Raw genomic sequence first — 24,430 nt, 5'->3', positions numbered from 1 at the left:
CCTGCTTCGCCAAGAGGCTTCGCAGGGCTTCGGCGCCGTCCGTCGATGCGGTTCGTGCCATGCTCACGAGGTTCATCTCGCCCTGCACGCACAAGCCCGCCTTTAACGCCGCCCGCGTCCACCGCAACTCCCAACCCGCGTTCGTGACGACGTACGACCGCCCCTTTTGTGGGCTGGGATGGACGGCACATACGACATTTCCGAATTTCGGTAAAGCGGAATATTTTTGCGGAGAGGGGTTGACGGACTTCGGCTGTGTTGCCCGACAGGCAGCTTGCCGCCTGAGAGCCGGTCCTTGTTACAAAATCCAGCTATTTACGGTAGTTTGCGACGGACGTGGAGGCGCGATATGTGCGCGGAGCCCACGGAAGCGTTGAATAGTCGGGCGAGGTTGTTGCCGGTCAGGAGTTCATAGATGCCAAGGAAACTTCCGCCGATACATCCCGGCGAAATCCTGCGTGAAGAATTTCTCGTTCCGCTGAAACTGACGCCGTACGCGGTCGCGGCCGCCCTGAACGTGCCCCGCACCCGGATCGAGCGAATGCGCGCGAAGAAAAGCCTGTTACTGCCGACACTGCGCTCCGCCTCGGCAAGTTCTTCAAGACCGGCGCTGCGTTCTGGATGAACATGCAGGCGCGTTTCGACCTCGAAACGGCCGAAGACGTGCTCGCACCACAGATCAAGAAGATCTCGGCTTACAAGGCGGCATGAGGGTGGCATGAGTTTGGTGCACTGTCACCGTAATCCCATGGTGAGGAACATATGACGAATGAAATCATCCCAATTTCGGATGAACAAGCCAAGGCCATTCAAGAAGCTCTCAAAACGCTTCAAGGCGTTGGCGGGTTCTTAAAGGAGACATTCGGGACTCTTCCACAAGACATCGTGGGTTACCTCGGCGGCGATTACCTCAAAGTGAGACGCGCAGAAAATTTATGTCGCGTCGTTGAGAAAGCGAAAAAGCGCCTTGAAGATGAAGGCGTGAAGGAGCCAGACGCTCCGCCTTCGCTCGCGATCCCAATAATGGTTGCCGCTGCTGACGAAAGCCGGGACGGGTTGCAAGACCTTTGGGCTGCACTGTTGGCGGCCGCGGCCAATCCTAGAATGTCCCAGACCTTCCGTTTGCAGTTTATAACGGTGGTGAAGTTGATGGACCCGTTAGACGCCGTAACGCTCCGCGAATTGGTGAAGCAGTCGATGGCGGATACCAAAGCACTCCAAGTTTTTTTGGGTAGTCTTAGACATACCCCCGACGAGGTGACCGTTTCGCTTGAACATTTGGTGGAAATCGGACTGGCTCGGCGTGGATCGTCCGCAGAGGAATCACCCAACTTCCGATTCATCGCCGCTACGGCTTTGGGCCGCGAGCTATTGCGGGCGGTTGAGGTTACAACCTGAACATACGCTGTCCCACCAGCAAAGCGGGTGGGACAAATCCGCAGAAAACTTCTGCAAAAACAAAAGGCGTCGCTAGATATGGCGCTCCCTAGGGGAATCGAACCCCTGTTTCAGCCTTGAGAGGGCCGCGTCCTAACCGCTAGACGAAGGGAGCGTGAGGGAGAGGACATAGCCTCGAATTTTGCCGGCGGCAAGCGGGGATCGAGGGGTTCAAAGGTCCATCTGGGTCGTCCTGGCGAAGGCCAGGACCCATTACCCCGGATGCGTATGGTTAAGGCGAACCCGAGCAACGAACTCGTTCACGTAACCGGGTTCGGTGGTTATGGGTCCTGGCTTTCGCCAGGACGACGGATGAGGCGGGTTCCGCGCTCCAGCCCCCGCCTTACGGCTCATTGGCGAATTTCAGCTTTCCGGCCGGCCTCAAGGTATGGGCGTCGAAGGTGCGGATCTCGGTGACCCCGCCGATGTCGATCGTGATCACGAGCCGGTCGCCGGCGACGCCGGTCGAGACGATTCTGGCGCCCTTGGGCAGGGTCGCGGTCACATCGCCTGCTGGCTCGGGCGCCCTTCCCTCGGACTTGAAAAGGCGGTAGCCCACGGCGATCAGCACGGCGCAGATGGCCAGCGCCGTGGTCAGCCCCGCAATCAGCATCATCCGCCGCACCCGCGCGAAAATCGCGGCCTGCTCGGGGCTCGGTTCGGGAACAACGGTATCAGACGTCGTCATGGAAAATTCTGGCTCTGCGCAAAGGTTGGAGGTCGTGGTCGAAGGCTCCGAGGGCTCGACCCGGCTCGACCGCGTGCTGGCGCTGCACCTTGCCGAGCTGTCGCGATCGAGGCTGAAAGCCCTGATTCTGGCGGGCGCGGTGAGCCTCAGGGACGCCGCGATCCGGGACCCCGCTTATCACGTCGCATCCGGCGATACGATCACAATCGACGTGCCGGAAGCGGCCGCGCCGGAGCCGAAAGGCGAGGATATCGCGCTGGACATCGTGTTCGAGGACGACGACATCGTCGTCCTCAACAAGCCGAAAGGGCTTGTGGTGCATCCCGCGGCGGGCCACGAAACCGGCACGCTGGTGAATGCGCTGATCGCCCATTGCGGCTCATCGCTGTCGGGCATCGGCGGGGTGCGCCGGCCCGGCATCGTGCACCGGCTGGACAAGGACACCACGGGGTTGATGGTGGTCGCCAAGAACGACCTCGCGCATGCCTCGCTCACCGCGCAATTCGCCGATCACGGCCGCACCGGGCCGATGCGGCGCGGCTATATGGCCTTCGCCTGGGGGCTGCCGGGCCGCCATCGCGGCACCGTGGACGCGCCGATCGACCGCCACCCGCATGCGCGCGAGAAGATGGCGGTGCGCCAGGGCGGCCGCGAGGCGGTGACGCATTGGGAGCTTCTGGAGAGTTTTGCCGGACGCGACGGCAAACCGATCGCGGCGCTGCTGGCCTGCGAGCTCGAGACCGGGCGCACCCACCAGATCCGCGTCCACCTCGCCCATATCGGCCACCCCCTGATGGGCGATGCTGTCTATGGCCCGCATTTCAAGACCAAGGCAAACCAGCTGGGCCCTGAGTCGCAGGCCGTTCTGACCGCGCTGGGCCGGCAGGCCCTGCACGCTTACTTGCTGGTATTGGAGCACCCGAGGACGGGAGAATTACTCCACTGGGAAGCGCCTCTGCCGGAGGATTTGCTTCTCCTTCAGGGGGCCCTGAAAGCGGCGCTATGACGCAGGCCGCTTCAGAAATGCTTTACATTACAAAAAGTTATAGCTGCCACACGGGGACGTGACGTCAGCAATCCTTCCCTTTTTGCCTCCCGATGGAGTATATTGCGCTTGCGTTGAAGACCAACGCGGAACATCGCAGCACCGATCGGCTTTAACCAAGCGGTCGTCTGCCTGGCCCGCCGCTATCGGGGGCCTGAACCTGTTTGGAGGGCGCACTATGGCCCGTACAGCTACCCTGCCGGTCCTGAATGGCGAATCCGGCCTTTCCCGTTACCTCGGCGAGATCCGCAAGTTTCCGATGCTGGAACCCCAGCAGGAATACATGCTCGCCAAGCGTTGGCGCGAGCATGATGATCGTGACGCCGCGCACCAACTCGTCACCAGCCATCTCCGTCTCGTGGCCAAGATCGCCATGGGCTATCGCGGCTACGGCCTGCCGATCTCCGAGGTCGTCTCGGAAGGCAATGTCGGCCTGATGCAGGCGGTGAAGCGGTTCGAGCCCGAGAAGGGCTTCCGTCTCGCCACCTACGCGATGTGGTGGATCAAGGCGTCGATTCAAGAGTACATCCTGCGTTCGTGGTCGCTCGTGAAGATGGGCACCACCGCGAACCAGAAGAAGCTGTTCTTCAACCTGCGCAAGGCGAAGAGCAAGATTTCCGCGCTGGACGAAGGCGATCTCCGCCCCGACCAGGTGGCCATCATTGCCAAGCGTCTCGGCGTCACGGCTCAGGACGTGGTCGACATGAACCGCCGCCTCGGTGGCGACGCGTCGCTCAACGCACCAATCCGCGACGACGGCGAAGCCGGCGAATGGCAGGACTGGCTGGTCGACAATTCGCCCAACCAGGAAGCCATGCTGGCCGAGCACGAGGAGTATGATCACCGCCGTGACGCCCTGAACGGCGCCATGGGCGTGCTCAACCCGCGTGAACGCCGCATCTTCGAGGCGCGCCGCCTCGCCGACGAGCCGATGACGCTGGAAGACCTTGCCGCCGAGTTCGGCGTGTCGCGCGAGCGCGTCCGCCAGATCGAGGTCCGCGCCTTCGAGAAGGTGCAGTCCGCGGTCAAGGGCACGATCGCAAAGGCCGAACAGGCCGCGCTGGAAGCCGCGCTCTAAGCGCGAGGTTTTTGGCGCCAGAGATTGGCGGATCGACAAGAGACAGAAAAGCCGGCGGCAACGCCGGCTTTTTTGTTTGCATGTGAGGTGCGGCATGTTCGCGGGGACGCGGACCAGGCATCTTGAACCCGCTCTGCCGGTCGACCGACCAAAAGCATCGGACCGGCAGCCTCAAGAGAACGGACACAGACCGTGTCGATCATCCTGCAATCCACCGTCGGCGGCTTCTCCGCCCCGTTCATGCGCAAGCTGCCGCTGGTCGAGCAGGCGATGCGCGACCACGGGCTCGAGCCGTCGGAGTTCGTGATCTCGAAGGACTATGCCTCGACCGCGACGATCCCGCTGATGGGTCCGTTCTTCTTCAATTACAGCGTCTATTTCGGCGACGAGACATTCACCGTCACCGAGCCGAACGACATGGTGTTCCTGGACTACTTCTTCAAGCGCGTGCTGGCAGCGGACGGCCCGCCGGAACTGCCGCGGCGGCCGGGATTGATCCGGCGGTTGTTCGGCTGGATGTCGGAGCCGGTGTAGCTGCTTTCCCCTCTCCCCTTGCGGGAGAGGGTGGCTCGCGAAGCGAGACGGGTGAGGGGTTGCCTCCGCGAGCACGCCTCTCACATCGTCATTCGCGGAGAGATACCCCTCATCCGGCGCTTCGCGCCACCTTCTCCCGCAAGGGGAGAAGGGAAAAGACTACCGCCGGCGCGCCCTCTACTCCCCCCATGTCCGCGCCAGCGTCGCGAGCCAGCAGCCTTCGCAATAGCGGGCGTCCTTGTAGTCGATCCAGTTGTGCGCATAGACGTGATCGAGCGGGATGCCGTAGCGCGCGCGCAGGATTTGGACGAGGATCTTCCACGCCGCGACCTGCGCCGCGGTCGGGCCCGTGGTGACGTCGGGATAGTTGCCGGCGAACTCGACGCCGATCGAATTGTCGCGCACCACCTGGCGATAGGTCGGCTTGTTGTCGATGTACTTGTTGTCGTTGCGGTTGGCGCCGTCGCCGTGGGTCGGCACCAGGTTTTCCGCGACCGCCCAATAGACGGTGCCGTCGGTCTCGACCCACAATGTGACGCCGCGACGCGTGGGATTCTTCGCTTGCGCCTCGGCGCCGCCGCGCGCCGAGCCTGCAGGTCCCTCGGTCTGGTGCACGATGATGTTGCGCCAGGGTCTTGCGTTGCCGACATCGCCCCATGGCACCAGCCACACCATCTTCAGACCGGGAATGTCGGGCGTGCCGGAGGCGCGCGCGAGCTTTGCGAGCTCGGCGTCGGTCGCCGCGGCGGGGGCTATCAGAATGACAGCGGCGAGAACGGCCGCGAGCAGGCGAGAGATCATCATGCGGGTCCGGTGCGGACCTGACGTTAGCATGCTCTTACGCGAATTTGCGCACGGCCTCGCCTGGACCGATCGGGTCAGGCATGAGCGGCGGCGCCGGATCGTGGACGGCAAAGTCGTTCTTGCCGTTCTTCTTGGCCGCATAGAGGGCGTGGTCGGCATGCGCAATCAGCCGGTCCGGAAACTGCCCGACGCCGCGGTCCCACTGCGCCACCCCGATCGAGATCGCGATCGGGATGTCGACGCCGGTGCAGTTGACGGCATCCTGGCGGCAGACATCGAGCACGCGGCGGGCGATCGCAGCCGCCTCGCGCAAGGTCGACGACGGCAGCACGACGCAGAATTCGTCGCCGCCGGTGCGGGCGAGCATGTCGCCGGGCCTCAAGCGCGTCTGCGCCATCAGGGTGAAGTGCTGGAGGCAGGCATCGCCCGCGGCATGGCCATGGGTGTCGTTGACGGCCTTGAAGCCGTCGAGATCGATCACCAGCAGCGAGAACGGCTCGCCGCTGCGCTCCGAGCGGGCGCATTCCTCACCCAGCCGCTGCACCAGGTGCCGCCGATTGGCGACACCGGTGAGATCGTCGAGCAGCGCGAGGTCGGCAACCTCGTTGCGCAGGCGGTCCATCGCCATCAGGAGGAAGCCGAAATTGAGCGTCATCGACAGGAACAGCAGACCCAGCACCATGACGGCATGAGACTGCCCTCCGGAGACCGACGAGAAATCGCCGCCGAGCAGATTGCCGATCGCACGTGCCGCGAAGATTGCGATGATGGTGATGATGACGATGCCGGAGAGCCGGGCTCCGGGGCTGGCGCGGCCTTCCGGCGGCCACAGCAGCAAACGCAGCGACAGCGCCAGCGGCAGTCCCTGACCGAGCGAGTAGCTGAGCATGCGCAGCTGCATGTGATCGAATGCGACCATGAAGAACACGACGCCGCCGAGGCTGAGAATTCCGGTGGCGGCCATGACGCGCCAGGATACCGGCCGGCCGTAGAAGCGCTGAATGCCCATGGCGGCAAGGCAGCTCGCCGCGATGACGCCGGCGGCTCCGAGCAGAAGCGGGACAGGCGAGACGACAAAAAGGCGGATCAAGGCCGCCATCGTGCCGATCGCGCCGACGAAGCACGATGCCATCCAGAACCGCGCGGCCGCGAATTTCGGATAGGAGCGCGTGACGTAGGCCCAGATCAGGCCGAGCGCCAGGAAGTTGACGACGAACACGGTCCAGAGTGTCGGCACGTTCAGCATGGCGCACGCGGCGCGCGCAGCACCGCGCCCTCCGTCCCTGCCAGCTGTCTGTCCATGACCCCGTCCCCGTTTTCTTGCGGAGACAATGCGGCCGTCGCGCTTAACGGAGTCTCACTGCGATCCGCGAAAACATGCCCTTGGTTTTGGATTCATGAACGGCCGGCGCATGGTCGGATCGTTAGGCATGCTGGCGGAGCGGATTCGCGAGCCAAAATCACCCAAAAATGCATCTGAGCTGTGGATAACGCGATGACACGGATGTGACAGCGCGGGGCAGAGGCGCGCGAATCTGCTGAGTTCGTCGTCGAGGATGTTGCGAGGCTGGCCCTCCGCCGAGCATCCCTCGTGTCGCGTTTCACCATTAACCCTGAAGAGGATCCTATGGCTAAGAAAGCGAAGAAGGCGAAGAAGGCGACGAAGAAGAAGGCCAAGAAGGCAGCGAAGAAGAAGTAACGAGGCTTCTTATTCTTTGCCCGGGTGGAGCTCGCTCCGCCCGGGCGTCGGGTAGAAGTTGTGAGTTTGAAGATCGCGGGCGCAGGGCCCGCTTTTTTATTGGCCCGGCCTTTATTAGCTGGAAAAGCTATCGCTCCGCGAACGCCAGCTTGGCGCCGAGCGCGGCGAAGCCGGCGGCAAAACTCCGGCGCAGCCAGGCCATGACGCGCGGGCGCGAGATGACGCGCTCGCGCACCGAGGCTGCGCAGAGCCCGTAGACCACGAACACCGCAAACGTCATCGCCATGAAGGCGCCGCTCAATTCCAGCATCCGCGCCAGCACATGGGCTTCGTCCGCGGCGATGAACTGCGGCAGGAAGGCCAGGAAGAAGATCGACAGCTTCGGATTGAGGATGTTGATCAGGAAGCCGGTCACGATCACCCGGCCGACCGAACGCTCGCGGATCTCGCTGTCGACCGCCAGCGCCCCGGTCTCGCGCAGGGCCTGCCAGGACATGTAGAGCAGATAGGCGACGCCGCACCATTTCAGCGCGGCGAAGGCCAGCGCGCTGGTGTGGAGCACGGCAGCGAGCCCCAGCATCGCGGCCGTCATGTGCGGCACGATTCCGAGGGTGCAGCCGAAGGCGGCCGCGATGCTCGCGCGCGAGCCGCGGGTCAGCGCGGCGGCCAGCGTGTAGAGCACGCCGGTGCCGGGCGAGGCGACGACGATCAGCGAGGTGAGCAGGAAGGACAAGGTCATGGACAGACCTTATCACCGCGCCCTGGACCACGAAAGCCGGCCCAGCGGGATCGACCGTCAGGACAGCTGCGCGATCTCGGCCTCGCGCAGCACGTCGAGCGGCGCCCAGGGTTTGGCCCAGAACTTTGCGCCGTTCGGCAGGGGCTGCATCAAGGGGCGGCCGGAGGTGACGACGATGTCGAGCCTGGGGTTGCGGTCCTTGGCGACGTGCGCGAGCTCGACCCCGTTCATGCGGCCGGCAAGCTGGACGTCGGTCATCATCAGGCAGAGCGCGCCGGCGCTCTTCTCCAACACAAGCTCGGCCGCCTCGGCGCTCTCGCACTGAATGACGTCGTAGCCGCTTTCTTCGAGAAGAAGACTGAGCATCTCCCTCTGCATGAGGTCGTCTTCGACGATCAGTGCGGTGGCGCGAAACGGTTGTGCTTGTCCCATCGGCGGCTCCCAATGCTGCCTGTCTTCATCAAGTAACGTAGGTTAAGGTGGGAACAGCGATGCGGTTCGGTTCCATGATGAAAAAATGTAAATCATAGTTCCGTTCGAGAGGCTCGACGGGGGATCATCATGACAGCAATCCGCGGCGCCGCCGCCATCACCGGAGCGGCAAGCGGCATCGGCCGCGCGCTGGCGGTCGAGCTTGCGCGACGCGGCTGCGATCTCGCGCTTGCCGATCGCGACGAGGCCGGGCTGAAGACGCTCGCGGCGGAAATCGGAGCCGCATGCAAGGTGAGCGTGCATCGCGTCGACGTCAGCGAACCCGACGAGATCGCGCAGTTCGCGCGTGAAGCGACCACCGCCCATCCCACGCTCGGCATCGTCGTCAACAATGCCGGCGTGGCGCTGATGGGCTCGTTCGAGGAGATCGACCAGGCGCAGATGGGCTGGCTGTTCGACATCAATTTCTGGGGCGTGGTGCACGGCACGCGTGCCTTCCTGCCGCATCTGAAGACGATGGGCGAGGCGCACATCGTCAACCTGTCCTCGATCTTCGGCATCATCGCCCCGCCGGGACAGTCGGCTTATGCCGCGGCGAAATTCGCGGTGCGCGGCTTTTCCGAGAGCGTGCGGCACGAGCTAGCGGCGGCGGGCAGCCCCGTCAGGCTGTCGGTGGTGCATCCCGGCGGCGTCGCCACCGCCATCGCGCGCAATTCGCGCACCGGCGTCGGCATCACCGACAATGCGCGCCGGTCGCAATCGATCGAGCGGTTCGAGAACGCGGCCAAGACCACGCCGAGAGACGCCGCGCTGCGCATCATCAAGGGCATCGAGAGAAACGAGCCGCGCATCCTGATCGGCAACGACGCCCGCTTCATGGATCTCCTGCAGCGCTTCCGCCCGGCAACGTACTGGGCGCCGTTGCAGCGCAAGCTGGAGAGGATGGCGAAGGGGAAATGAGCGCCATCGAATTTCACCGTCGTCCTGGCGAAAGCCAGGACCCATAACCACCGAATTCAATTTGGCGAAGACTGGCAGTTACTCGAGACGTGACTGTAAGTCATTGCAACGATTCCCGCCTGGGGTAATGGGTCCTGGCTTTCGCCAGGACGACGGCGGAGAGACATCACGTCCCTCACTGCCCCGCCAGCCGATCGGCAAAATAACCGATCGTCTTGCGATAGATCACCGCCCTGTTCCATTCGCGCATCGCCTCGAAATTGGCGGTGCCTTCGCCGTAGGGCTGGCCCATCTTAAAGCCGCTGGTGTGGAGCAGGTTCGCGGTCGAGGCGAGAACGTCGGGGACGCTGTGGCGAAGGTCGACGTGGCCGTCGCCGTCGAAATCGACGCCGTACTTGATGTAGGAGGACGGCAGGAACTGGGTCTGGCCGATCTCGCCGGCAAAGGCGCCGATCAGGTCGCGCAGCGGCAGGTCGCCACGCTGCACGATCTTCAGCGCCGCGAGCAGCTCGCCCTGGAACAGCTCCGTGCGGCGGCAGTCATGCGCCAGCGTCGCCAGCGTGCGGATCACCGGCATCTTGCCGATGTCGCCCTTGCCGAAATCGCTCTCCAGGCCCCAGATCGCGACCAGGATATAGCGGGGCACGCCGAACTGCTGCTCGATGCGCGACAGCAGCGCGGCGTGCCGCTGCAGCAGCGCCTTGCCGCCATTGATGCGGCCGGGACCGACACGGGTCGAGACATACTGCTCAAAGCTCTTGTTGAAGGTGTAGCGCTGGCGCCGGTCGAAGGCGAGCACCGCGCCGTCTTGCTGCACACCGCTGAGCGCCGCGTTGGTCACGCTCGACGAGACGCCGGCGGCCTGCGCTTCCGAGGCCATGCTGGCGACAAAGCTGTTGAAGTCGCCGCCGCAGCGCGCGGCATGCGCCGATCCGCCGGCCAGACAGGCGATGAAGGCGATGGCCAGGGCATATCGCAGCATATGGGAAAATCCTTTGAAGAATGAGCGGGGGGAGCAGCGCGCGATCATGCCCGGGAACCGGATTCGCGTCAAAGCGGCAAATCCTCGCCAGAACCGATCGCTGCCTGCCTGCGACAAATTAAATGCGCTCGCCCCCTCCCCAACCGATCGAGATGTTCATGATCATGTCCATGTCGCGCCGGATCCTCGCCTTGCTCTCCCTCACCCTGACTGCCGCTTCCGCGCAGACGCGCGATGTGGCAGGTAGCCGCGACTATCCCGGCATCGGCCGGTTCGCCGGCAGCGTCATCACGGGCTATGTGATGAAGGATTTTGACGCAGCGCGGATGCAGGCGGCTCCCTTCAAGGACGGCCAGCCCGTCGATGCGCGGCGGCTCGAAGGCCGCGTCTTTCGCATCGCCTATCGCACCAGTCCCGGACCCTCGATCCTGGAAGTGTCGCGCAATTTCGAGACGCAGCTTGCGAAAGCCGGCTTCGAGACCCTGCTCGCCTGCGACACCGATGCCTGCGGCGCCATTCCCTTTACCGAAGGCGTCGACACGCTGCCGGTCCCGCAGATGTGGGTCGATGGTTTCAACTACCGTTACTACGCCGGCCGCAAGACCGAGGGCGGGCGCGAGACCTTCGCCAGCGTCCTGGTCAGCCAGAACAACCAGGATGTCACCGCGCAGGTCACCGTCGTCGAGCTCGGCGCCATCGCGAACAAGATGGTGGATGCCGCCGCGATGGCGAAAGGACTTGGCGAGACCGGCCACATCGCGCTCTACGGCATCTATTTCGACACCGACAAGGCGGTGCTCAAACCGGAAAGCCGTCCGACGCTGGAGCAGATCGCAAAGCTGCTGACGAGCCAGCCGCAGCTCAACGTCTTCATCGTCGGCCACACCGACAGCCAGGGCGCCTATGAATACAATCTCGACCTGTCGAAGCGCCGCGCCGAAGCCGTCGCAGCCGAACTGGTGAAGAGTTTTCGCATTGCGCAGGCGCGATTGCGCACCGCCGGCGTTGGATTGCTGGCGCCGGTCGGATCCAACGCATCGGACGCCGGGCGCGCGCTCAACCGGCGCGTGGAGCTGGTGGCGCCGTAAGACTGGTGCTGCGTGAGCAATGTGATGGGACAACGCGAAGCGCGGAACTCACTAACATATGTTAGGCACCGCAGCTTCTGCACGCACGCGGGAATACGTGCAGGCAAACGCGCGTTCTGACAAGACGGGCGCCTGTCGCTGCATTGCGAGAGCAGGAAATATGAACAAAGTGATTTGGTCATCCAAGCAATTGACGCTGATCGAAACGCGATGCCGCGACCACTGCATATCCGATGCGCTCGCTGCGACATCGCAGCGCCAACGATTTGCCTTGCCACGGCATGGCGCCGGTTATAAACTTCTATTCTAGGTTGTCGCCCCGCCAGCCCCGGGCGACACTGAAGACCAAAATAAACGGCGGGCTTCGCGGCCCGCCGTTTGTTGAGGCAAGGGTGAGACAAGGGTCTCCTCGAAGGAGCGCATCGGGTTTTACGAAGTGTTGGACGCTTCCACCCTGCATCCACGCCGCCCGCAAACCGGTTCGTCGATCGATCGCGCAGCCGGTTCTGCCGCTGCAGGGCCCGGGGCCTGCCCCCGGAAACCTGCCAAAGTCATTTGACTATGGCCCCCTGATCGACGAAAAGCCGGCCATGGCCAAAAAACCCGGAACCAATCCCAAGGGCGAATTCGCCTTTTTCAACGTCTTCTATGAAGACGGCTCCCAACGCTCCAACCGGCGCGTGCCCGCCGAATTGCTCGGCGGCCTCGACGGCGACGAGCCGGCCCGCGCCTACATCATGGAGCAGGACCGCGAGATCGCCGAAAAATCCGGCCGCCCGGCGCTGGAAATCAAGAACCTCGAGCGGGTCGGCGCGAAGAAGAAGTAGGTCGACCCAGGCAGGCGCTCACCAGCGCCCGCTCCGCCTGTTCCAGGCAAACAGCAGATCGGCAAACCGGTCATAGAAGAACCGGGTGAACGGCAGCGCCACGCGATTGCCGAACAACCCCGCAAGCCACCCCTCCCCCGGCGTCAGCCGCCACAGCGCAATCGCGACATCCGCGCCGACGATAAGTCGGTTGGCCTCATCGGTCGCATGCAGGCGGCGCCTGACGTCGTCGAGCGTGGCGCCAAAGTGCGCCAGCGCGTCGGGCTGCTCGTTGATATCCCTGAATTCAATCGTGCCCGCGCGCACCAGCGCCAACAGCTTGTTGCGCTGCCAGTCGATGCCGGCATCGCAGACGGGGCAGCGGGTGTTGTACCAGACGGTGAGGTGGGCCGGCATCATCGAAGCATAGATGTCGATCCTGCGACGTCGAGGCTGGAGCCATCCATCTAGAATTACTTGCTAATCAACAAAAGAGGGGAGATAACACTTCAACGCAAGGTAGCACCTTATGGCTAAGCACTTTTTCATTCGCCGAGACTATTCAGATATTGCTCCCTTCTTAGATTCCATTAGCGCGCAAGCAGATAGCGAGCGTGATGCACTTGGCTTCTTGCCGAAACCTGCCTATGCGGAGGCCGCTCGACAGCGCAAACTAATACTCTTAGTCGTGCAGGACGGAGACAAGACTTCTTATGTAGGCCATCTGCTTTTCGGTAGAATTTTCCCCGTTTTGCGCGTCCGACAAATTGCTATGGCCCCTCATTATAGGCGCCACCAGCATGCAAGCACATTACTAAGAACGCTCATCGCTCAAGGAGAACATGAGGGCTACTGCTAATGGACATTTCATCTCAGCCGATCACCCGAAGAATCGCCTTGGGGCAGGGCTTCCAGCAGACGCGCGGACACTCAGGCCTCTTCAAAGTAGCGCTAGGTGGACCTATTACCGAAACAACATGGAGCAATGCCAGATTGGTCATCGAGCGTCTTTCCGGCATGACCCTTCAAGAGAAATGCCCCAGATATGGCCGGCCAGAAGTGACCATTTCAACAAACGGCACACCGAAAGCGATGGGGCTTTTCGAACTCGAGACTCTCATATCTCCAGCCTTGCTGGCTTTGCCCCAACGCAAAGCGGTCGTTGCTCCAATCACTCCATCCTTCGCCGCTGACCTCCTCGGCACCGATACTCAGTATTCGTTTCTGGATGTCCCGGAGGCACAATTCTTGTCACGCCGGACTTATTTCAACACAATCAGAGCTGCGCGTGTTATGATTCGCGGATCAGTTATCGCGTTCTATGAATCCTTAAGGAACGGCAAGGGACGTGGTGCGATTGTTGCCCTGGGACGAATTGTAGATGTGACATCGACCCCCTCAAGCAACGCGCCGGAGCTTCTTCGGCGAGGTGGTGTTGTCGACAACATTGAAGCCCTGACAAAGTCCGACAGGATTCTGGCAACGACTTTCGACAATCTCATCATACTGCAAAAACCCGTTTCATTTAGAAAGTTGCAAGAGCTAGGTTGCGTCAGCGGGGCAAACTTTGTATCTGCGACCCCCATAACGGCCAAGCAGCTAGCATCAATTGTTCACGCTGGTTTTTCCGATGACTGATGTGGACGAAATTTTGATCTCGCTGAAGCCGCGACATGCAGACCGCATTTTTGGCGGAGCAAAGACGGTTGAGCTTAGAAAGAGGCGCCTTAACGTAGTGCCCGGCTCCCGCGTTTGGATTTATGCAACAGCTCCGACTGCGGCAATTCGAGGTTACGCACGCCTAGATCGAATAGAGGTCGCCCCCCCATCACAGCTCTGGAAGAAGCTAGGGGAAAAGACAGGAGTATCACGAGAGGAATTCGAGACATACTTTCAGGGCTGTAACATCGCGTATGGTTTGGTTCTGACGGACGTGATGGAAATGAAAGCGGTTTTACCGCTTGCCAAAATTCGAGAGACTATCGGCAATTTTCATCCCCCCCAATTCTACTGCCACCTGAACGGCGCAAGAAGATCGATGCATCTTTCGCGTCGGAAGTATAAGCCGGTAGACAAGCAGATAAACCTGTTTGGCTAAACGGCGCCGGCGATAGGCGCGAACAAAAAACGGCGGGCCTTGGCCCGCCGTTTTGCTTTGAATCGATGTACGCGCTCAGTTGTCGAGGAAGCTCCGCAGCTTCCGCGATCTTGACGGATGCTTCAGCTTCCGCAGCGCCTTCGCCTCGATCTGACGAATACGCTCTCTCGTCACCGAGAACTGCTGGCCGACTTCTTCCAGCGTGTGGTCGGTGTTCATGCCGATGCCGAAGCGCATGCGCAGCACGCGCTCTTCGCGCGGGGTGAGCGAGGCCAGCACGCGCGTGGTGGTCTCGCGCAGGTTGGACTGGATCGCGGCGTCGATCGGCAGGATCGCGTTCTTGTCCTCGATGAAATCGCCGAGGTGTGAATCCTCCTCGTCGCCGACGGGCGTCTCCAGCGACAGCGGCTCCTTGGCGATCTTGAGGACTTTTCGCACTTTCTCCAGCGGCATGCCGAGCTTTTCGGCCAATTCCTCAGGAGTGGGCTCGCGGCCGATCTCGTTGAGCATCTGGCGCGAAGTGCGCACGATCTTGTTGATCGTCTCGATCATGTGCACGGGGATGCGGATGGTGCGCGCCTGGTCGGCGATCGATCGGGTGATCGCCTGCCGAATCCACCACGTGGCATAGGTCGAGAATTTGTAGCCGCGGCGGTACTCGAACTTGTCGACCGCCTTCATCAAGCCGATGTTGCCTTCCTGGATCAGGTCGAGGAACTGCAGGCCGCGGTTGGTGTATTTCTTGGCGATCGAGATCACGAGACGGAGGTTGGCTTCCACCATCTCCTTCTTGGCCTGGCGGGCTTCGCGCTCGCCCTTCTGCACCGAGTGCACGATCTTGCGGAACTCGATGATCTCCAAGCCGGTCAACGCCGCGAGCTGATGCACCTCGTGACGGAGGTCCTTGATGCGGTCCTTCTCGTGATGGACGAAGTTCTTCCAGCCCTTGGCCGACAGCTTCGAGACACGATTGAGCCAGCGCGGATCGAGCTCCGAGCCGGTGTAGTTGCGCAGGAAGTCCTCGCGCGCGACGCCGTGGCTGTCGGCAAGGCGCATCAGGCGACCCTCATGCGAGACGAGGCGCTTGTTGATGTCGTAGAGCTGCTCGACGAGTGAGTCGATACGCGCCTGGTTGAGGCGCAGCGACTTCACCTCGACGATGATCTCGTCCTTGAGCTTGCGGTATTTGCGCTCCTGGTGCGGCGAGAGCGAGGGGCCGTGCGAGGTGCTCTCGAGCTGGTTCTGGATGTCCTGCTCTTGCAGCTTGCGCAGCTTCTTGTAGCTGTCGGCGATCTTGTCGAAGATCTCGACGACCTTCGGCTTGAGCTCGGCCTCGATCGCCGCGAGCGACATCTGGTTCTCGAACTCGTCGTCCTCGTCCATGTCGGCTTCGGCGGCGGACTCCGCCGGATCCTTCGCGGCTTCCCCGGCATTGCCGGGCGCAGGCGCGGCGCGGAACGGGGTCGGCGCCGGCGGTGCGGCTGGCGGCGCGACATGCGCGGGCGCGGCGCCGGTGGCTTGGCCGCCTTCGGCGGTCGCTTCACTGGTCTCGCCGTTGGGACCCGCGATCATCGCATTGTTCATGCCGGCCTTGGCGTCGGGCCCGGCGTAGGTGGCTTCGAGATCGATGATGTCGCGAAGGAAGATCTTGCCTTCGTTGAGCTCGTCGCGCCAGATGATGATGGCCTGGAAGGTCAGCGGGCTTTCACACAGCCCTGCGATCATCGCCTCGCGGCCGGCCTCGATGCGCTTCGCAATCGCGATTTCGCCTTCGCGCGACAGCAGCTCGACGGTGCCCATCTCGCGCAGATACATGCGCACGGGATCGTCGGTGCGCTCGCCCGGCTCGCTCTTCTTGACCTCGGTGACGGCCTTCTGGGTGACTTCGACGAGTTCGTTGTCGGTCTCGTCCTCGGCCTCGTCCTTGTCCTCCTCGCCTTCGCTATCGTCGGCTTCGGTGACGTTGATGCCCATGTCCGAGAGCATGGACATGATGTCCTCGATCTGCTCGGGAGAGGTCTGGTCGGACGGCAAAACTTCGTTGAGCTGATCGAAGGTCACGAAGCCGCGCTTCTTGGCCTGCTTGATCATCTTCTTCACGGCCGCGTCGGACAGATCGAGCAACGGCGAGGGCGCGTCCTGGGAGTCCTTCTCCGGCGCGTCCGCTGCCTTGTCGTCTTTTTCCTTGTCCTTCGCCTGCAGCGTCTTTGCCTTGGTGGCCATCCATTGCTCCTAAACGCGTTTCACACAGACGTTCGCCGCGCCCGCGTGAAATCACTTGAACCTGTTGCTCGATGCTCTCGCTTCGTCAGATCTCGACACGGAAAGGGCGGCGCGGACCTCTTGTCGCCACCCCCGACCTTTCACTCGCCGGATTTGCCTAACGCTTCGTAGAGCCTCTTTGTCGCAGCGGTTGCAGGTATAGTGCCAACAGCAAATGCGCGGATTCATTCCTGACGCGTCTGTTCTGCCTGCGGCCGCCTGGTGGCCAAAGTGCTACAAGACCGTTAAGCCTCGATTAACCCTGTTTTTGCCGCCAAACCTCGGATTTGGCGAGTCTTTTAGCGGTTCCGGTCCCGGCCGTCCGCATGATTCTTTCATCACACGCTCTTCTGGAACCGGCCCGACAGCTCGCCAAAACCCTCGATCAGGGCCTCGGTGCCGTCGACTTCGCCTATCCGAGCCTTGACGTCGCGCAGCCACGCCATGTTGGCCTCGCTGGGATCCTCCCCCAAGGCCAGCTCGGCGTCTTTCAGCTCTCTAAGTAGTGAATGGTACTGCCGATGCAAGGCGACCAGCTGATGCCAGGTGGAGAGAACGTCGTCCCGTGCGGCGCCCTCGCGGGCGCCCCACACCGCCGCGGTCGTGATGCCGCCCTCAACCCTTTGAAGAGCCTGGGAAAATCCGCCCTTCTCAAGGTCGCTGCGCATCTTCTCGGCGAGCTCGCCGGGGTCCGGCGAATGGTGATGGTCGTTGGCAAAGGCGGCGATGATGCCGGCCCGGAGCTTATGGACCTCGGGATGGGCGAGCTCCAGCGCCGCGACTTCCTCGAGGTGATCGTGCAGCAGCCAGGGATGGTTGATCAGGATTTGCAGGATCAGGGCCTCGCGGCGGGAAATCGCGCTGCGCTGGCCGCGCATGATCGGGCTTGCCGCCAGCTGCGCGCTCGCCGCCTGGTAGGGCCCCGAGGGCAGCTGGACGGGACCGGGCGGGCCGCGGCGGCCTCCACCAAATCCCTGACCGCCGAATCGATTCGCGCCTCCCCCGCCGCGGGGCTGGAACTGGCGACCGGCCGAGCCGGGGCGGAAATTGCCACGGCCGCCAAAGCCGCCGCGCCCGCCTTCGGGGGCAAAGGCGCGCTGAAGCCGCTCGGCAAGATCCTGCCGATAATAGCGCCGCACCACCTCGTCGCGGATGCCGTTGGAGAGCTCCTTGATGCGCGCCTCCAGCGCGGCGCGGCGCTCGGGCGTGGCAAAATTGCCGCCTTCGAGCTCGCGCGACCAGATCATCTCGGCGAGCGGACGCGCTGCCGCGATCACCTCCTCGATTGCGCCGCGACCGCCGGAGCGCACGAGATCGTCGGGGTCCTGCCCCTCCGGCAGCAGCGCAAAACGAAGACTCTTGCCGGGCGCGAGGAAGGGCAAGGCAAGATCCGCGGCACGATACGCCGCCTTCTGGCCGGCGCGGTCGCCGTCGAAGCAGAGGATCGGCTCGTCCGCCATCTTCCAGAGCAGCGCGAGCTGGTTTTCGGTAAGCGCGGTGCCGAGCGGCGCCACGCTGCCGGCAAAGCCCGCGGTGACCATGGCGATGACGTCGACATAGCCTTCGACCACGACGAGCGCGCTGCCGTCATGGGTGGCCTTGCGCGCGGTCTGGTGGTTGTAGAGATTGTCGCCTTTGTGAAAGAGCGGCGTCTCTGGTGAGTTCAGGTACTTGGCCGGAACGTCCTTCTCCAGCGCGCGCCCGCCGAAGGCGATGACGCGGCCGCGCAAATCGGTGATCGGAAACATCACGCGGTCGCGGAAGCGATCATAGGGCACTGGGATGTCGTTGCCGGCCACCAGCATGCCGGTCTCGACCATGTCGTCAACGGAGACGCCGAGCTTGCCGAGATGCTCTTTCAGCGCGAAGCGATCGGGCGGCGCATAGCCCAGCCGAAACTGCAATTGCGTCGCCGGCGAGATCGCGCGGTCGGCGAGATAGCCGCGCGCCTTGGCGCCGACGCGCGAGGCCAGCGTCTCGGCGAAGAACTTCGCCGCGAGATCCATCACGTCATGCAGCGAACGGCGGCGCTGCTCCTGACGCGCCGCATCCGGCGTCACCGCCGGCAGCGGCAGGCCCGCCATATTGGCGAGCCGCTCCACGGCCTCCGCGAACGGCAGGCCGTCGGTCTCCATCATGAAGCTGATGATGTCGCCGTGCTTGCCCGAGGAGAAGTCGTGGTAAAAGCCCTTCTGGTCGTTGACGTAGAAGGACGGCGTCTTTTCCTGCTGGAACGGCGACAGCCCCTTCCACTCCCGCCCCGCCTTCTTCAGCTTGACGCGCTTGCCCACGACTTCGGAGACCGAAAGCCGGGCACGCAGCTCGTCGAGGAATTGGGGCGTGAAGCGCATGGGCTCTGTGTAACGCGAAACCGTGTGAGTCGGGCGAAGGGATCAGGGATATAGGGACGCCCCGTCCAGAAGTCAGGTTTGTCAGGCTTATACGCGCTGTTCACAGCCCTTCGGTCATCCCGGCGCCCGCGGAGTGTGAGCCCGGACTGCCAGAGGCCTTGAACCCGCCTCGGTTCCACGCTTCCATGGGCGATGTTCAGGACCTTCCGAGGCGGCCAGAGTGGGGGTTGGCGCATCACCTCGATTTCGCCTGTCACGGGCGACCCCCTCGCCTTCATGCCGGCGCTGTCGGTCACCGACAGCGAGGCCATCGCATTGCCGCTAGTGCCCTCGCGCAATGCCTGGCGCTTGGTCGGTGTCGCGAGCAGCTTGCGCTACACCGAGCGCGCCGAGAAGCAGCAGCTCACTGCCGTGCAGGCCGGCCTCGGTCGGCTCGAAGCAACCAGCGCGGCGCTGATCCCGATCCGCAAGTCGCAGGCCTGGTGGGAGCTGACCCAGGAAGAGCGCCGCAGGATATTCGAGGACAAATCGCATCACATCGCGAGCAGCCTGCGCTTCCTGCCCGCGATCGCGCGCCAGCTCTATCATTGCCGCGACCTCGGCGGGCCCTTCGATTTCCTGACCTGGTTCGAATTCGCGCCCGCCCACGCCTCGCTGTTCGAGGAGCTGGTCGCGATGCTGAGGCGGACCGAGGAGTGGAGCTATGTCGAGCGCGAGGTCGACGTCCGCGCGGTGAAGGAAGTGCTGTCGGCCTAGTGATCGAGGAAGCGGCCGGATTCGATACGCGGCAGATCGGTGACGGGCCAGTTGTAGATGTAAGTCCAGGCCGGTGCCGTCACCCCGTCCGCGCCTGTCACGTCGACCAGTCTGCGCAGATATTCGGTCGGCTCCGGAAAGCCCTCGCCGCAGGCCTCGTACATGTCGAGCTCGCGCAACAGCTCGGCGGGCACGCGCAGGTGAAAGAGTTCGCCGTGGACGCGGTCGGACGGCACATCGGAGAGCAGCAGCCCCGGATAATGCTTCACCAGAACGAGCCGGCCGCGGCAGGTCGCTTCACCCAGAAAATCAGCGTGGCCCGCAAGCAGCCGCGCCATCGGATGATCGAAGCCGCGCATCAACGTGCCGTAGACGAAAAGACGATCGGAGGTCATGGGGGCTCTATAGCTGCGAATGATGCGGAGCGACAGCGCCACACATTCCACTGTCGTCCTGGCGAACGCCAGGACCCATAGCCACCGAACACGGGAACGGGCAACTCGACAGCTACAACGTCGCACCACACTGACAGTCGGGGTAATGGGTCCTGGCTTTCGCCAGGAAGACGACGGTGAGCGGCTACGAAACCTCCGCCTCCAGCTCCTCGCCGCTGCGTTGCTCGTCCGACACCACCCTGATGGAGACGTCCATGGCGTCGAACGCGCCCGCGGGGCCGATATAGACGCCGTGCAGCGGGATCGCCTGTCGCGGATCGCGTGCGACCGCGACGCGGATGAGGTCGCGGGTGCCGACGATGCCGTTGGTCGGATCGAACTCGATCCAGCCCGCGCTCGGCAGGTAGACCTGCACCCAGGCATGCGTCGAACCACCGCCGACATGGCGCTGCTCGATATCCTCCGGCAGGAAGATGTAGCCGGAGACGAATCGTGCGGCGATGCCGAGATGGCGCAGCGCCTCGATCATGAACAGCGCGTAGTCGCGGCAGGTCCCGCTACCGGACTGCAAGGTGTCGAGCGGATGCTGCGTGCCCAGCTCGTGGCGCTTGCGGTACTTGAACCGCTCGCGGATGCCGTGGGTCATTCCGCTCAGGATCTTGAAGGTCGGCGTCGGCGCGTCCTCGTCGAGAAAGCCGCGCGCCCATTCCGCGATCTCGCCGTCGGGGTCGGTGTATTGCGGCGTGATGTAGTGGACGAGGTCGGGAAATTCCTCGTCGTCATAGGCAAACGGATAGAAATAGGCCGAGTCGTCCGGCGTCAGCGCGAACTCCTCGACCGGATTGTGCTCGACGGTGACGTGCCAGTCGAAGACCAACGTGTCCGCGCGCTCGTCGAAATTCGCGATCGCGACGGAATTGCCAAACACGTCGTGGATCCAGTGCAGCGACATCGGCTCCGGCGAGATCTCGAGCCTGGAGTCGAGCACGCGCAGATCATGCCCGTCGCGCGGACGCAGCATGATCCTGTGTTCGCCGAACGCCACGGAGCGGGTGTAGCGATATTCGGTCTTGTGATGAATCGTCAGCAGCGGCATCGTCAGGCAATCATGGTGGGGTCGGGCAGACCAATCTATAGCAATCCCGCCCGATTCTTCGGGGTGACTGCTGTTTCATTAGGCAATCAGGATGGCTTTAGACACAATCGAGGCGACCAATCAACTGCTCAGCGAGGGTGACGTCCCCCCCGTGCACGAGGTGAACGCGCAAGGGACATCGCCTTTTTTGCTCACCTCGGACCATTACGGGCGGGTGTTGCCGCGCGCGCTCGGCGATCTCGGCGTCGCGGGAGGCGAACTGACGCGGCATATCGCCTGGGACATCGGCATCGCGGGGGTCGCCGACCGGCTTGCAGAGATGCTGGGCGCACATCTGATCGCCCAGCGCTATTCGCGGCTGGTGATCGACTGCAACCGCCCGCCCGCCGCAATGAGCTCGATCCCCGTGATTTCCGAAGCAACCGCGATCCCGCGCAACGAGGGAATTTCGGAGCAGGAGCGCAAAGCGCGCCGGCGCGAGATTTTCGAGCCCTATCACCGCCATATCGATGCCGCGATCGACTGCCGCGTGCACGACAAGCGGCCGACGGTGCTGGTGTCGCTGCACAGCTTCACCCCCGTTTACGCCGGCGTCGCGCGGCCCTGGCACATCGGCGCGCTCTACAATCGCGACACCGTGCTGCCGCAGCTGCTGCTCAAGCATCTGCGCAGAGAGAGTGATCTCGTCGTCGGCGACAACGAGCCCTACGCGGTGAACGACCTCACCGACTACACCATCCCCGTGCACGGCGAAGCCCGTGGTCTCGTCAACACCGGCATCGAGATCCGCCAGGATCTGATCGCCGACCAGTCCGGCCAGCAACAATGGGCCGAGCGGCTGGCGCGGATTTTTGCAGAGATCGAGCTTGAGTTGCGGGCGCAGAGGCTGGTCGACTAGCCCGATGGCGGCTATTTCGCCCTGGTCAGCGCCAGCCAGATGCCGCCGCCGATCATGAAGCCGCCGGAGATGCGCGACATCATGCGCGTGCGGCGAGCCGAAAAGAACTTTCGGGCCCGCCCGGCGGCGATGGCGTAGAGCGCGTCCGTCATCACCGCAGTGACCATGAAGGTTGCGCCCAGCAGCGCGACCTGCGGAAAGTGGTCGCGGTTCATGTCCATGAACTGCGGGATGAAGGCGCCGAAGAACACCAGCACTTTCGGGTTCGACAGCAGCACCAGGAAACCTTGCAGGAAGAATCCGCCGCGCGGCGGCGCCGGCGGCTGGTCCACATTGACGCCCTCGACCGGCGCCCAGATCAGCTTGACGCCGAGCCAGACCAGATAGGCGGCGCCGGCAAAGCGCACCCAGTCGAACCAGTAGCCCATGGTCGCCATCAGCGAGGTCAGGCCGACCGCGACGATGCCGATGACGATAGCGAGGCCGGCCTGCGCACCGGCCACATTGGTCAGCGCCGCACGCGTGCCGTGGCGCAGCCCGTTGGCGATGACGAGGGTGACGATCGGACCCGGCAGCAGCGCGAGCGCGACGCAGGCGGCAAGGAAGGCGAGATAGGCTTGCAGAGACATCATGGGGAGGACTCGCTGACAGCGGTTTGGGGCATTAATGCATGGCACTCATTTTCCGTCCAGCGCCGCCGTCACCCACGTCTTCGTCTCGCGTCTCCAGGAACACGAGCACCACGCGCTACATCACCATCTTGACAGGCAACCATTCGGTTGCATATTATCGCGGCCATGGATGAGGTCTTCAAAGCGCTCGCCGATGCGTCACGACGGTCGCTGCTCGACAGGCTTCACGCCAGGAACGGCCAGACGCTGAACGAGCTCTGCGAAGGTCTCGCGATGACGCGCCAGGCGGTGACCAAGCACCTTGCGATTCTGGAAGAGGCCAATCTGGTCACGACCATCAGGCACGGCCGGGAGAAGCTGCACTATCTCAATCCGGTTCCGATCCATCAGATCGGCGACCGCTGGATCAAGAAATTCGAGCGCGGCAAGCTCGCCGCACTCGGCGAGTTGAAACGCCAGTTGGAGAAGCGTGATGAGTAATCCGCAATTCGTCTATGTCACCTACATCGAGACCACGCCAACGAGGCTGTGGGAGGCGCTGACATCGAGCGAGTTCACCAAGCAATACTGGTTCGGCGCCGAGGTCAGATCCGACTGGAAAATCGGATCCCCTTTCGCGCTGCTGCTGGGCGGCGAGACCACCGATTCCGGCGAGATCCTCGAAGCCGATCCGCCGCGGCGATTGTCCTACAGCTTCAAGCACCAGAAATACGAAGAGCTGCGCGGCGAACCGATCTCCCGGGTGGTCTTCACCATCGAACCGTTCGGCTCGCTCGTGCGTTTGACCGTGTTGCATGACGGCTTCGTCGAAGGCGGCAAATATCTCGGCGCCGTGTCCAACGGCTGGCCGGCGATCCTGTCCGGTCTCAAGAGCCTGCTGGAAAGCGGCAAAGAGCTGGCCATTCCGCGCGCAGCCCTCAACAAGGGATTCGATGCAAAATGAAACTCGATCACTTCAAGCCGCTCACCGTCTACACCATTTACATCGCCGCGACGCCGGACAAGGTGTGGGAGGCCCTGACCTCCGCCGAGTTCAGCCGCAAATATTTTTCCGGCTTTGCGGTTGAGTTGGAGCCAAGACTCGGCGGCAAATTCGTCGTGCGCGCGCCTGACGGATCGGAACACATCTCGGGCGATGTGTTCGAATACGATCCGCCGAACAAGCTGACGGTGACGTGGAACGTCAACTGGCCCGACCTCGTCGCAAAGCTCGGCACCACGCTTGTCACTTACGAGATCGAACAAGCCGGCGAGGCCGTCCGCCTCACCATGAGCGAACGTCACGACCGCCCGCTTAGCGATGACATTCTTTCCGGCGGCCGCACCGGCTGGCCCGCAATCCTGTCGGGGCTGAAGAGCCTGCTGGAAACGGGCAAGGCGCCGCAGATCAAGATGGCGCCGCCGGCGCAGATGCTGGAAGCGTTGAAGGCGATGGGTATCAAGACGCCGTAGCGGGCGAACTCCGCGCCGTCATCGCTTCTTCTTCACCAGAGGCGGATTGATTTCGTCGATCTTACGACTGCAATCCGCTTCCGAATCGTGCGGGCCGGAGACAAAGGTCCCGCTGACCTTGATCGCGTACCAGCCCGACTCGACGCCGAGCCGGAGCGCTTCTTCTGTCTTGACGTGCCGTGGGGAGAGAGCTTGCAT

The 24,430-nt window shown here is 63.0% G+C and carries 29 protein-coding genes and 1 tRNA gene; 16 read left to right on the top strand and 14 right to left on the bottom strand.

Annotated elements, in window-relative coordinates:
- Positions 1 to 415: 415 nt before the first annotated feature.
- Both AC0L21_RS15445 and AC0L21_RS15440 read left to right on the top strand, forming a co-directional pair.
- Entirely contained in the window at positions 416 to 625 is a 210-nt protein-coding gene (locus tag AC0L21_RS15445) for a helix-turn-helix transcriptional regulator (protein WP_473262692.1), read from the top strand.
- A gap of 137 nt (positions 626 to 762) precedes the next feature.
- Positions 763 to 1,398, top strand: coding sequence for an Abi-alpha family protein (locus tag AC0L21_RS15440; protein ID WP_473262691.1), 636 nt, complete (start codon positions 763 to 765; stop codon positions 1,396 to 1,398).
- Positions 1,399 to 1,477: 79 nt separating this feature from the next.
- Here the strand turns inward: AC0L21_RS15440 and AC0L21_RS15435 are convergent.
- Both AC0L21_RS15435 and AC0L21_RS15430 read right to left on the bottom strand, forming a co-directional pair.
- Positions 1,478 to 1,552: transfer RNA gene (locus AC0L21_RS15435), tRNA-Glu, on the bottom strand.
- Between the two features lie 228 nt (positions 1,553 to 1,780).
- Entirely contained in the window at positions 1,781 to 2,125 is a 345-nt protein-coding gene (locus tag AC0L21_RS15430) for a hypothetical protein (protein WP_473262690.1), read from the bottom strand.
- On the opposite strand from AC0L21_RS15430, the gene AC0L21_RS15425 reads away from it, so the two are divergent.
- The 3 genes from AC0L21_RS15425 (at position 2,124) to AC0L21_RS15415 (ending at position 4,782) form a co-directional block, all read left to right on the top strand.
- Positions 2,124 to 3,131 (top strand): RluA family pseudouridine synthase, encoded by a 1,008-nt coding sequence (locus AC0L21_RS15425; RefSeq protein ID WP_473262689.1) that lies wholly within the window; start codon positions 2,124 to 2,126, stop codon positions 3,129 to 3,131. The genes AC0L21_RS15430 and AC0L21_RS15425 overlap by 2 nt on opposite strands.
- A 217-nt stretch (positions 3,132 to 3,348) precedes the next feature.
- A complete protein-coding gene (rpoH, locus tag AC0L21_RS15420) occupies positions 3,349 to 4,248 on the top strand; it encodes an RNA polymerase sigma factor RpoH (RefSeq protein WP_007596598.1) in 900 nt (299 codons plus the stop codon).
- Positions 4,249 to 4,440: 192 nt separating this feature from the next.
- Positions 4,441 to 4,782 (top strand): hypothetical protein, encoded by a 342-nt coding sequence (locus tag AC0L21_RS15415; protein ID WP_473262688.1) that lies wholly within the window; start codon positions 4,441 to 4,443, stop codon positions 4,780 to 4,782.
- A gap of 177 nt (positions 4,783 to 4,959) precedes the next feature.
- Here AC0L21_RS15415 and AC0L21_RS15410 read toward each other — a convergent pair whose 3' ends face one another.
- From AC0L21_RS15410 to AC0L21_RS15395, 4 genes are all read right to left on the bottom strand, one after another.
- Positions 4,960 to 5,586, bottom strand: a complete 627-nt coding sequence (locus AC0L21_RS15410; RefSeq protein ID WP_473262687.1) for a peptidoglycan recognition protein family protein — start codon at positions 5,584 to 5,586, stop codon at positions 4,960 to 4,962.
- 34 nt (positions 5,587 to 5,620) lie between these two features.
- A complete protein-coding gene (locus AC0L21_RS15405) occupies positions 5,621 to 6,832 on the bottom strand; it encodes a GGDEF domain-containing protein (RefSeq protein ID WP_473262686.1) in 1,212 nt (403 codons plus the stop codon).
- Between the two features lie 580 nt (positions 6,833 to 7,412).
- Positions 7,413 to 8,024, bottom strand: coding sequence for a LysE family translocator (locus AC0L21_RS15400; protein WP_473262685.1), 612 nt, complete (start codon positions 8,022 to 8,024; stop codon positions 7,413 to 7,415).
- Between the two features lie 57 nt (positions 8,025 to 8,081).
- Positions 8,082 to 8,456: a response regulator gene (locus AC0L21_RS15395; RefSeq protein WP_473262684.1), complete on the bottom strand. Its 375-nt coding sequence runs from the start codon at positions 8,454 to 8,456 to the stop codon at positions 8,082 to 8,084.
- A gap of 129 nt (positions 8,457 to 8,585) precedes the next feature.
- Between AC0L21_RS15395 and AC0L21_RS15390 the strand changes: the two genes are divergently transcribed.
- On the top strand, positions 8,586 to 9,416 hold the full coding sequence (locus tag AC0L21_RS15390; protein WP_473262683.1) for an SDR family NAD(P)-dependent oxidoreductase: 831 nt from the start codon (positions 8,586 to 8,588) through the stop codon (positions 9,414 to 9,416).
- A gap of 175 nt (positions 9,417 to 9,591) precedes the next feature.
- Here AC0L21_RS15390 and AC0L21_RS15385 read toward each other — a convergent pair whose 3' ends face one another.
- On the bottom strand, positions 9,592 to 10,398 hold the full coding sequence (locus AC0L21_RS15385; RefSeq protein WP_473262682.1) for a lytic murein transglycosylase: 807 nt from the start codon (positions 10,396 to 10,398) through the stop codon (positions 9,592 to 9,594).
- A 158-nt stretch (positions 10,399 to 10,556) separates the two neighbouring features.
- On the opposite strand from AC0L21_RS15385, the gene AC0L21_RS15380 reads away from it, so the two are divergent.
- Together AC0L21_RS15380 and AC0L21_RS15375 are read left to right on the top strand one after the other, a co-directional pair.
- Positions 10,557 to 11,486 (top strand): OmpA family protein, encoded by a 930-nt coding sequence (locus AC0L21_RS15380; RefSeq protein ID WP_473262681.1) that lies wholly within the window; start codon positions 10,557 to 10,559, stop codon positions 11,484 to 11,486.
- A 590-nt stretch (positions 11,487 to 12,076) separates the two neighbouring features.
- On the top strand, positions 12,077 to 12,313 hold the full coding sequence (locus AC0L21_RS15375) for a hypothetical protein (protein ID WP_007614643.1): 237 nt from the start codon (positions 12,077 to 12,079) through the stop codon (positions 12,311 to 12,313).
- A gap of 18 nt (positions 12,314 to 12,331) precedes the next feature.
- Here AC0L21_RS15375 and AC0L21_RS15370 read toward each other — a convergent pair whose 3' ends face one another.
- Positions 12,332 to 12,712 carry a thiol-disulfide oxidoreductase DCC family protein gene (locus AC0L21_RS15370; protein ID WP_473262680.1) on the bottom strand — a complete coding sequence of 127 codons (381 nt, stop codon included), beginning with the start codon at positions 12,710 to 12,712 and terminating at the stop codon, positions 12,332 to 12,334.
- Positions 12,713 to 12,821: 109 nt separating this feature from the next.
- On the opposite strand from AC0L21_RS15370, the gene AC0L21_RS15365 reads away from it, so the two are divergent.
- Genes AC0L21_RS15365 through AC0L21_RS15355 form a run of 3 tightly spaced genes read left to right on the top strand, consistent with a single transcriptional unit; the run spans position 12,822 to position 14,390 of the window.
- On the top strand, positions 12,822 to 13,151 hold the full coding sequence (locus tag AC0L21_RS15365; RefSeq protein ID WP_473262679.1) for a GNAT family N-acetyltransferase: 330 nt from the start codon (positions 12,822 to 12,824) through the stop codon (positions 13,149 to 13,151).
- Complete coding sequence (locus AC0L21_RS15360) at positions 13,151 to 13,930, top strand: hypothetical protein (RefSeq protein WP_473262678.1); 780 nt, start codon at positions 13,151 to 13,153, stop codon at positions 13,928 to 13,930. The genes AC0L21_RS15365 and AC0L21_RS15360 overlap by 1 nt, the downstream gene beginning before the upstream one ends.
- A complete protein-coding gene (locus AC0L21_RS15355; protein ID WP_473262677.1) occupies positions 13,923 to 14,390 on the top strand; it encodes an ASCH domain-containing protein in 468 nt (155 codons plus the stop codon). The genes AC0L21_RS15360 and AC0L21_RS15355 overlap by 8 nt, the downstream gene beginning before the upstream one ends.
- Positions 14,391 to 14,465: 75 nt before the next feature.
- Here the strand turns inward: AC0L21_RS15355 and rpoD are convergent, their stop codons facing one another.
- Both rpoD and dnaG read right to left on the bottom strand, forming a co-directional pair.
- A complete protein-coding gene (gene rpoD, locus AC0L21_RS15350) occupies positions 14,466 to 16,613 on the bottom strand; it encodes an RNA polymerase sigma factor RpoD (protein ID WP_473262676.1) in 2,148 nt (715 codons plus the stop codon).
- 377 nt (positions 16,614 to 16,990) lie between these two features.
- Entirely contained in the window at positions 16,991 to 19,003 is a 2,013-nt protein-coding gene (gene dnaG, locus AC0L21_RS15345; RefSeq protein ID WP_473262675.1) for a DNA primase, read from the bottom strand.
- A 192-nt stretch (positions 19,004 to 19,195) separates the two neighbouring features.
- Between dnaG and AC0L21_RS15340 the strand changes: the two genes are divergently transcribed.
- Positions 19,196 to 19,759, top strand: coding sequence for a chlorite dismutase family protein (locus AC0L21_RS15340; protein ID WP_473262674.1), 564 nt, complete (start codon positions 19,196 to 19,198; stop codon positions 19,757 to 19,759).
- Here AC0L21_RS15340 and AC0L21_RS15335 read toward each other — a convergent pair.
- Entirely contained in the window at positions 19,756 to 20,154 is a 399-nt protein-coding gene (locus tag AC0L21_RS15335; RefSeq protein WP_473262673.1) for a gamma-glutamylcyclotransferase family protein, read from the bottom strand. The two genes, AC0L21_RS15340 and AC0L21_RS15335, sit on opposite strands and share 4 nt — an antisense overlap.
- Positions 20,155 to 20,338: 184 nt before the next feature.
- Positions 20,339 to 21,250, bottom strand: coding sequence for a transglutaminase family protein (locus AC0L21_RS15330; RefSeq protein WP_473262672.1), 912 nt, complete (start codon positions 21,248 to 21,250; stop codon positions 20,339 to 20,341).
- A 91-nt stretch (positions 21,251 to 21,341) separates the two neighbouring features.
- Here AC0L21_RS15330 and AC0L21_RS15325 point away from each other — a divergent pair, with 91 nt between their 5' ends.
- On the top strand, positions 21,342 to 22,148 hold the full coding sequence (locus AC0L21_RS15325; RefSeq protein ID WP_473262671.1) for an N-formylglutamate amidohydrolase: 807 nt from the start codon (positions 21,342 to 21,344) through the stop codon (positions 22,146 to 22,148).
- A gap of 11 nt (positions 22,149 to 22,159) precedes the next feature.
- Here the strand turns inward: AC0L21_RS15325 and AC0L21_RS15320 are convergent, their stop codons facing one another.
- Positions 22,160 to 22,780, bottom strand: a complete 621-nt coding sequence (locus AC0L21_RS15320) for a LysE family translocator (RefSeq protein ID WP_007614658.1) — start codon at positions 22,778 to 22,780, stop codon at positions 22,160 to 22,162.
- 165 nt (positions 22,781 to 22,945) lie between these two features.
- Between AC0L21_RS15320 and AC0L21_RS15315 the strand changes: the two genes are divergently transcribed.
- The 3 genes from AC0L21_RS15315 to AC0L21_RS15305 are packed head-to-tail and all read left to right on the top strand — an operon-like array spanning position 22,946 to position 24,232.
- Complete coding sequence (locus AC0L21_RS15315; protein WP_473262670.1) at positions 22,946 to 23,260, top strand: ArsR/SmtB family transcription factor; 315 nt, start codon at positions 22,946 to 22,948, stop codon at positions 23,258 to 23,260.
- Positions 23,253 to 23,723, top strand: a complete 471-nt coding sequence (locus tag AC0L21_RS15310; protein ID WP_473262669.1) for an SRPBCC family protein — start codon at positions 23,253 to 23,255, stop codon at positions 23,721 to 23,723. Before AC0L21_RS15315 ends, AC0L21_RS15310 begins: the two co-directional genes overlap by 8 nt.
- The gene (locus AC0L21_RS15305; protein WP_473262668.1) at positions 23,720 to 24,232 is read left to right on the top strand and encodes an SRPBCC family protein; all 513 of its coding nucleotides are present in this window, start codon (positions 23,720 to 23,722) and stop codon (positions 24,230 to 24,232) included. Before AC0L21_RS15310 ends, AC0L21_RS15305 begins: the two co-directional genes overlap by 4 nt.
- Before the next feature lie 18 nt (positions 24,233 to 24,250).
- Here the strand turns inward: AC0L21_RS15305 and AC0L21_RS15300 are convergent, their stop codons facing one another.
- Positions 24,251 to 24,430: a hypothetical protein gene (locus AC0L21_RS15300; protein WP_473262667.1), complete on the bottom strand. Its 180-nt coding sequence runs from the start codon at positions 24,428 to 24,430 to the stop codon at positions 24,251 to 24,253.

This window comes from Bradyrhizobium sp. WSM4873 (genome assembly GCF_055811355.1).
Note: the sequence above shows the minus strand (reverse complement) of the source record. Positions and strands in the feature narration are given on the sequence as shown.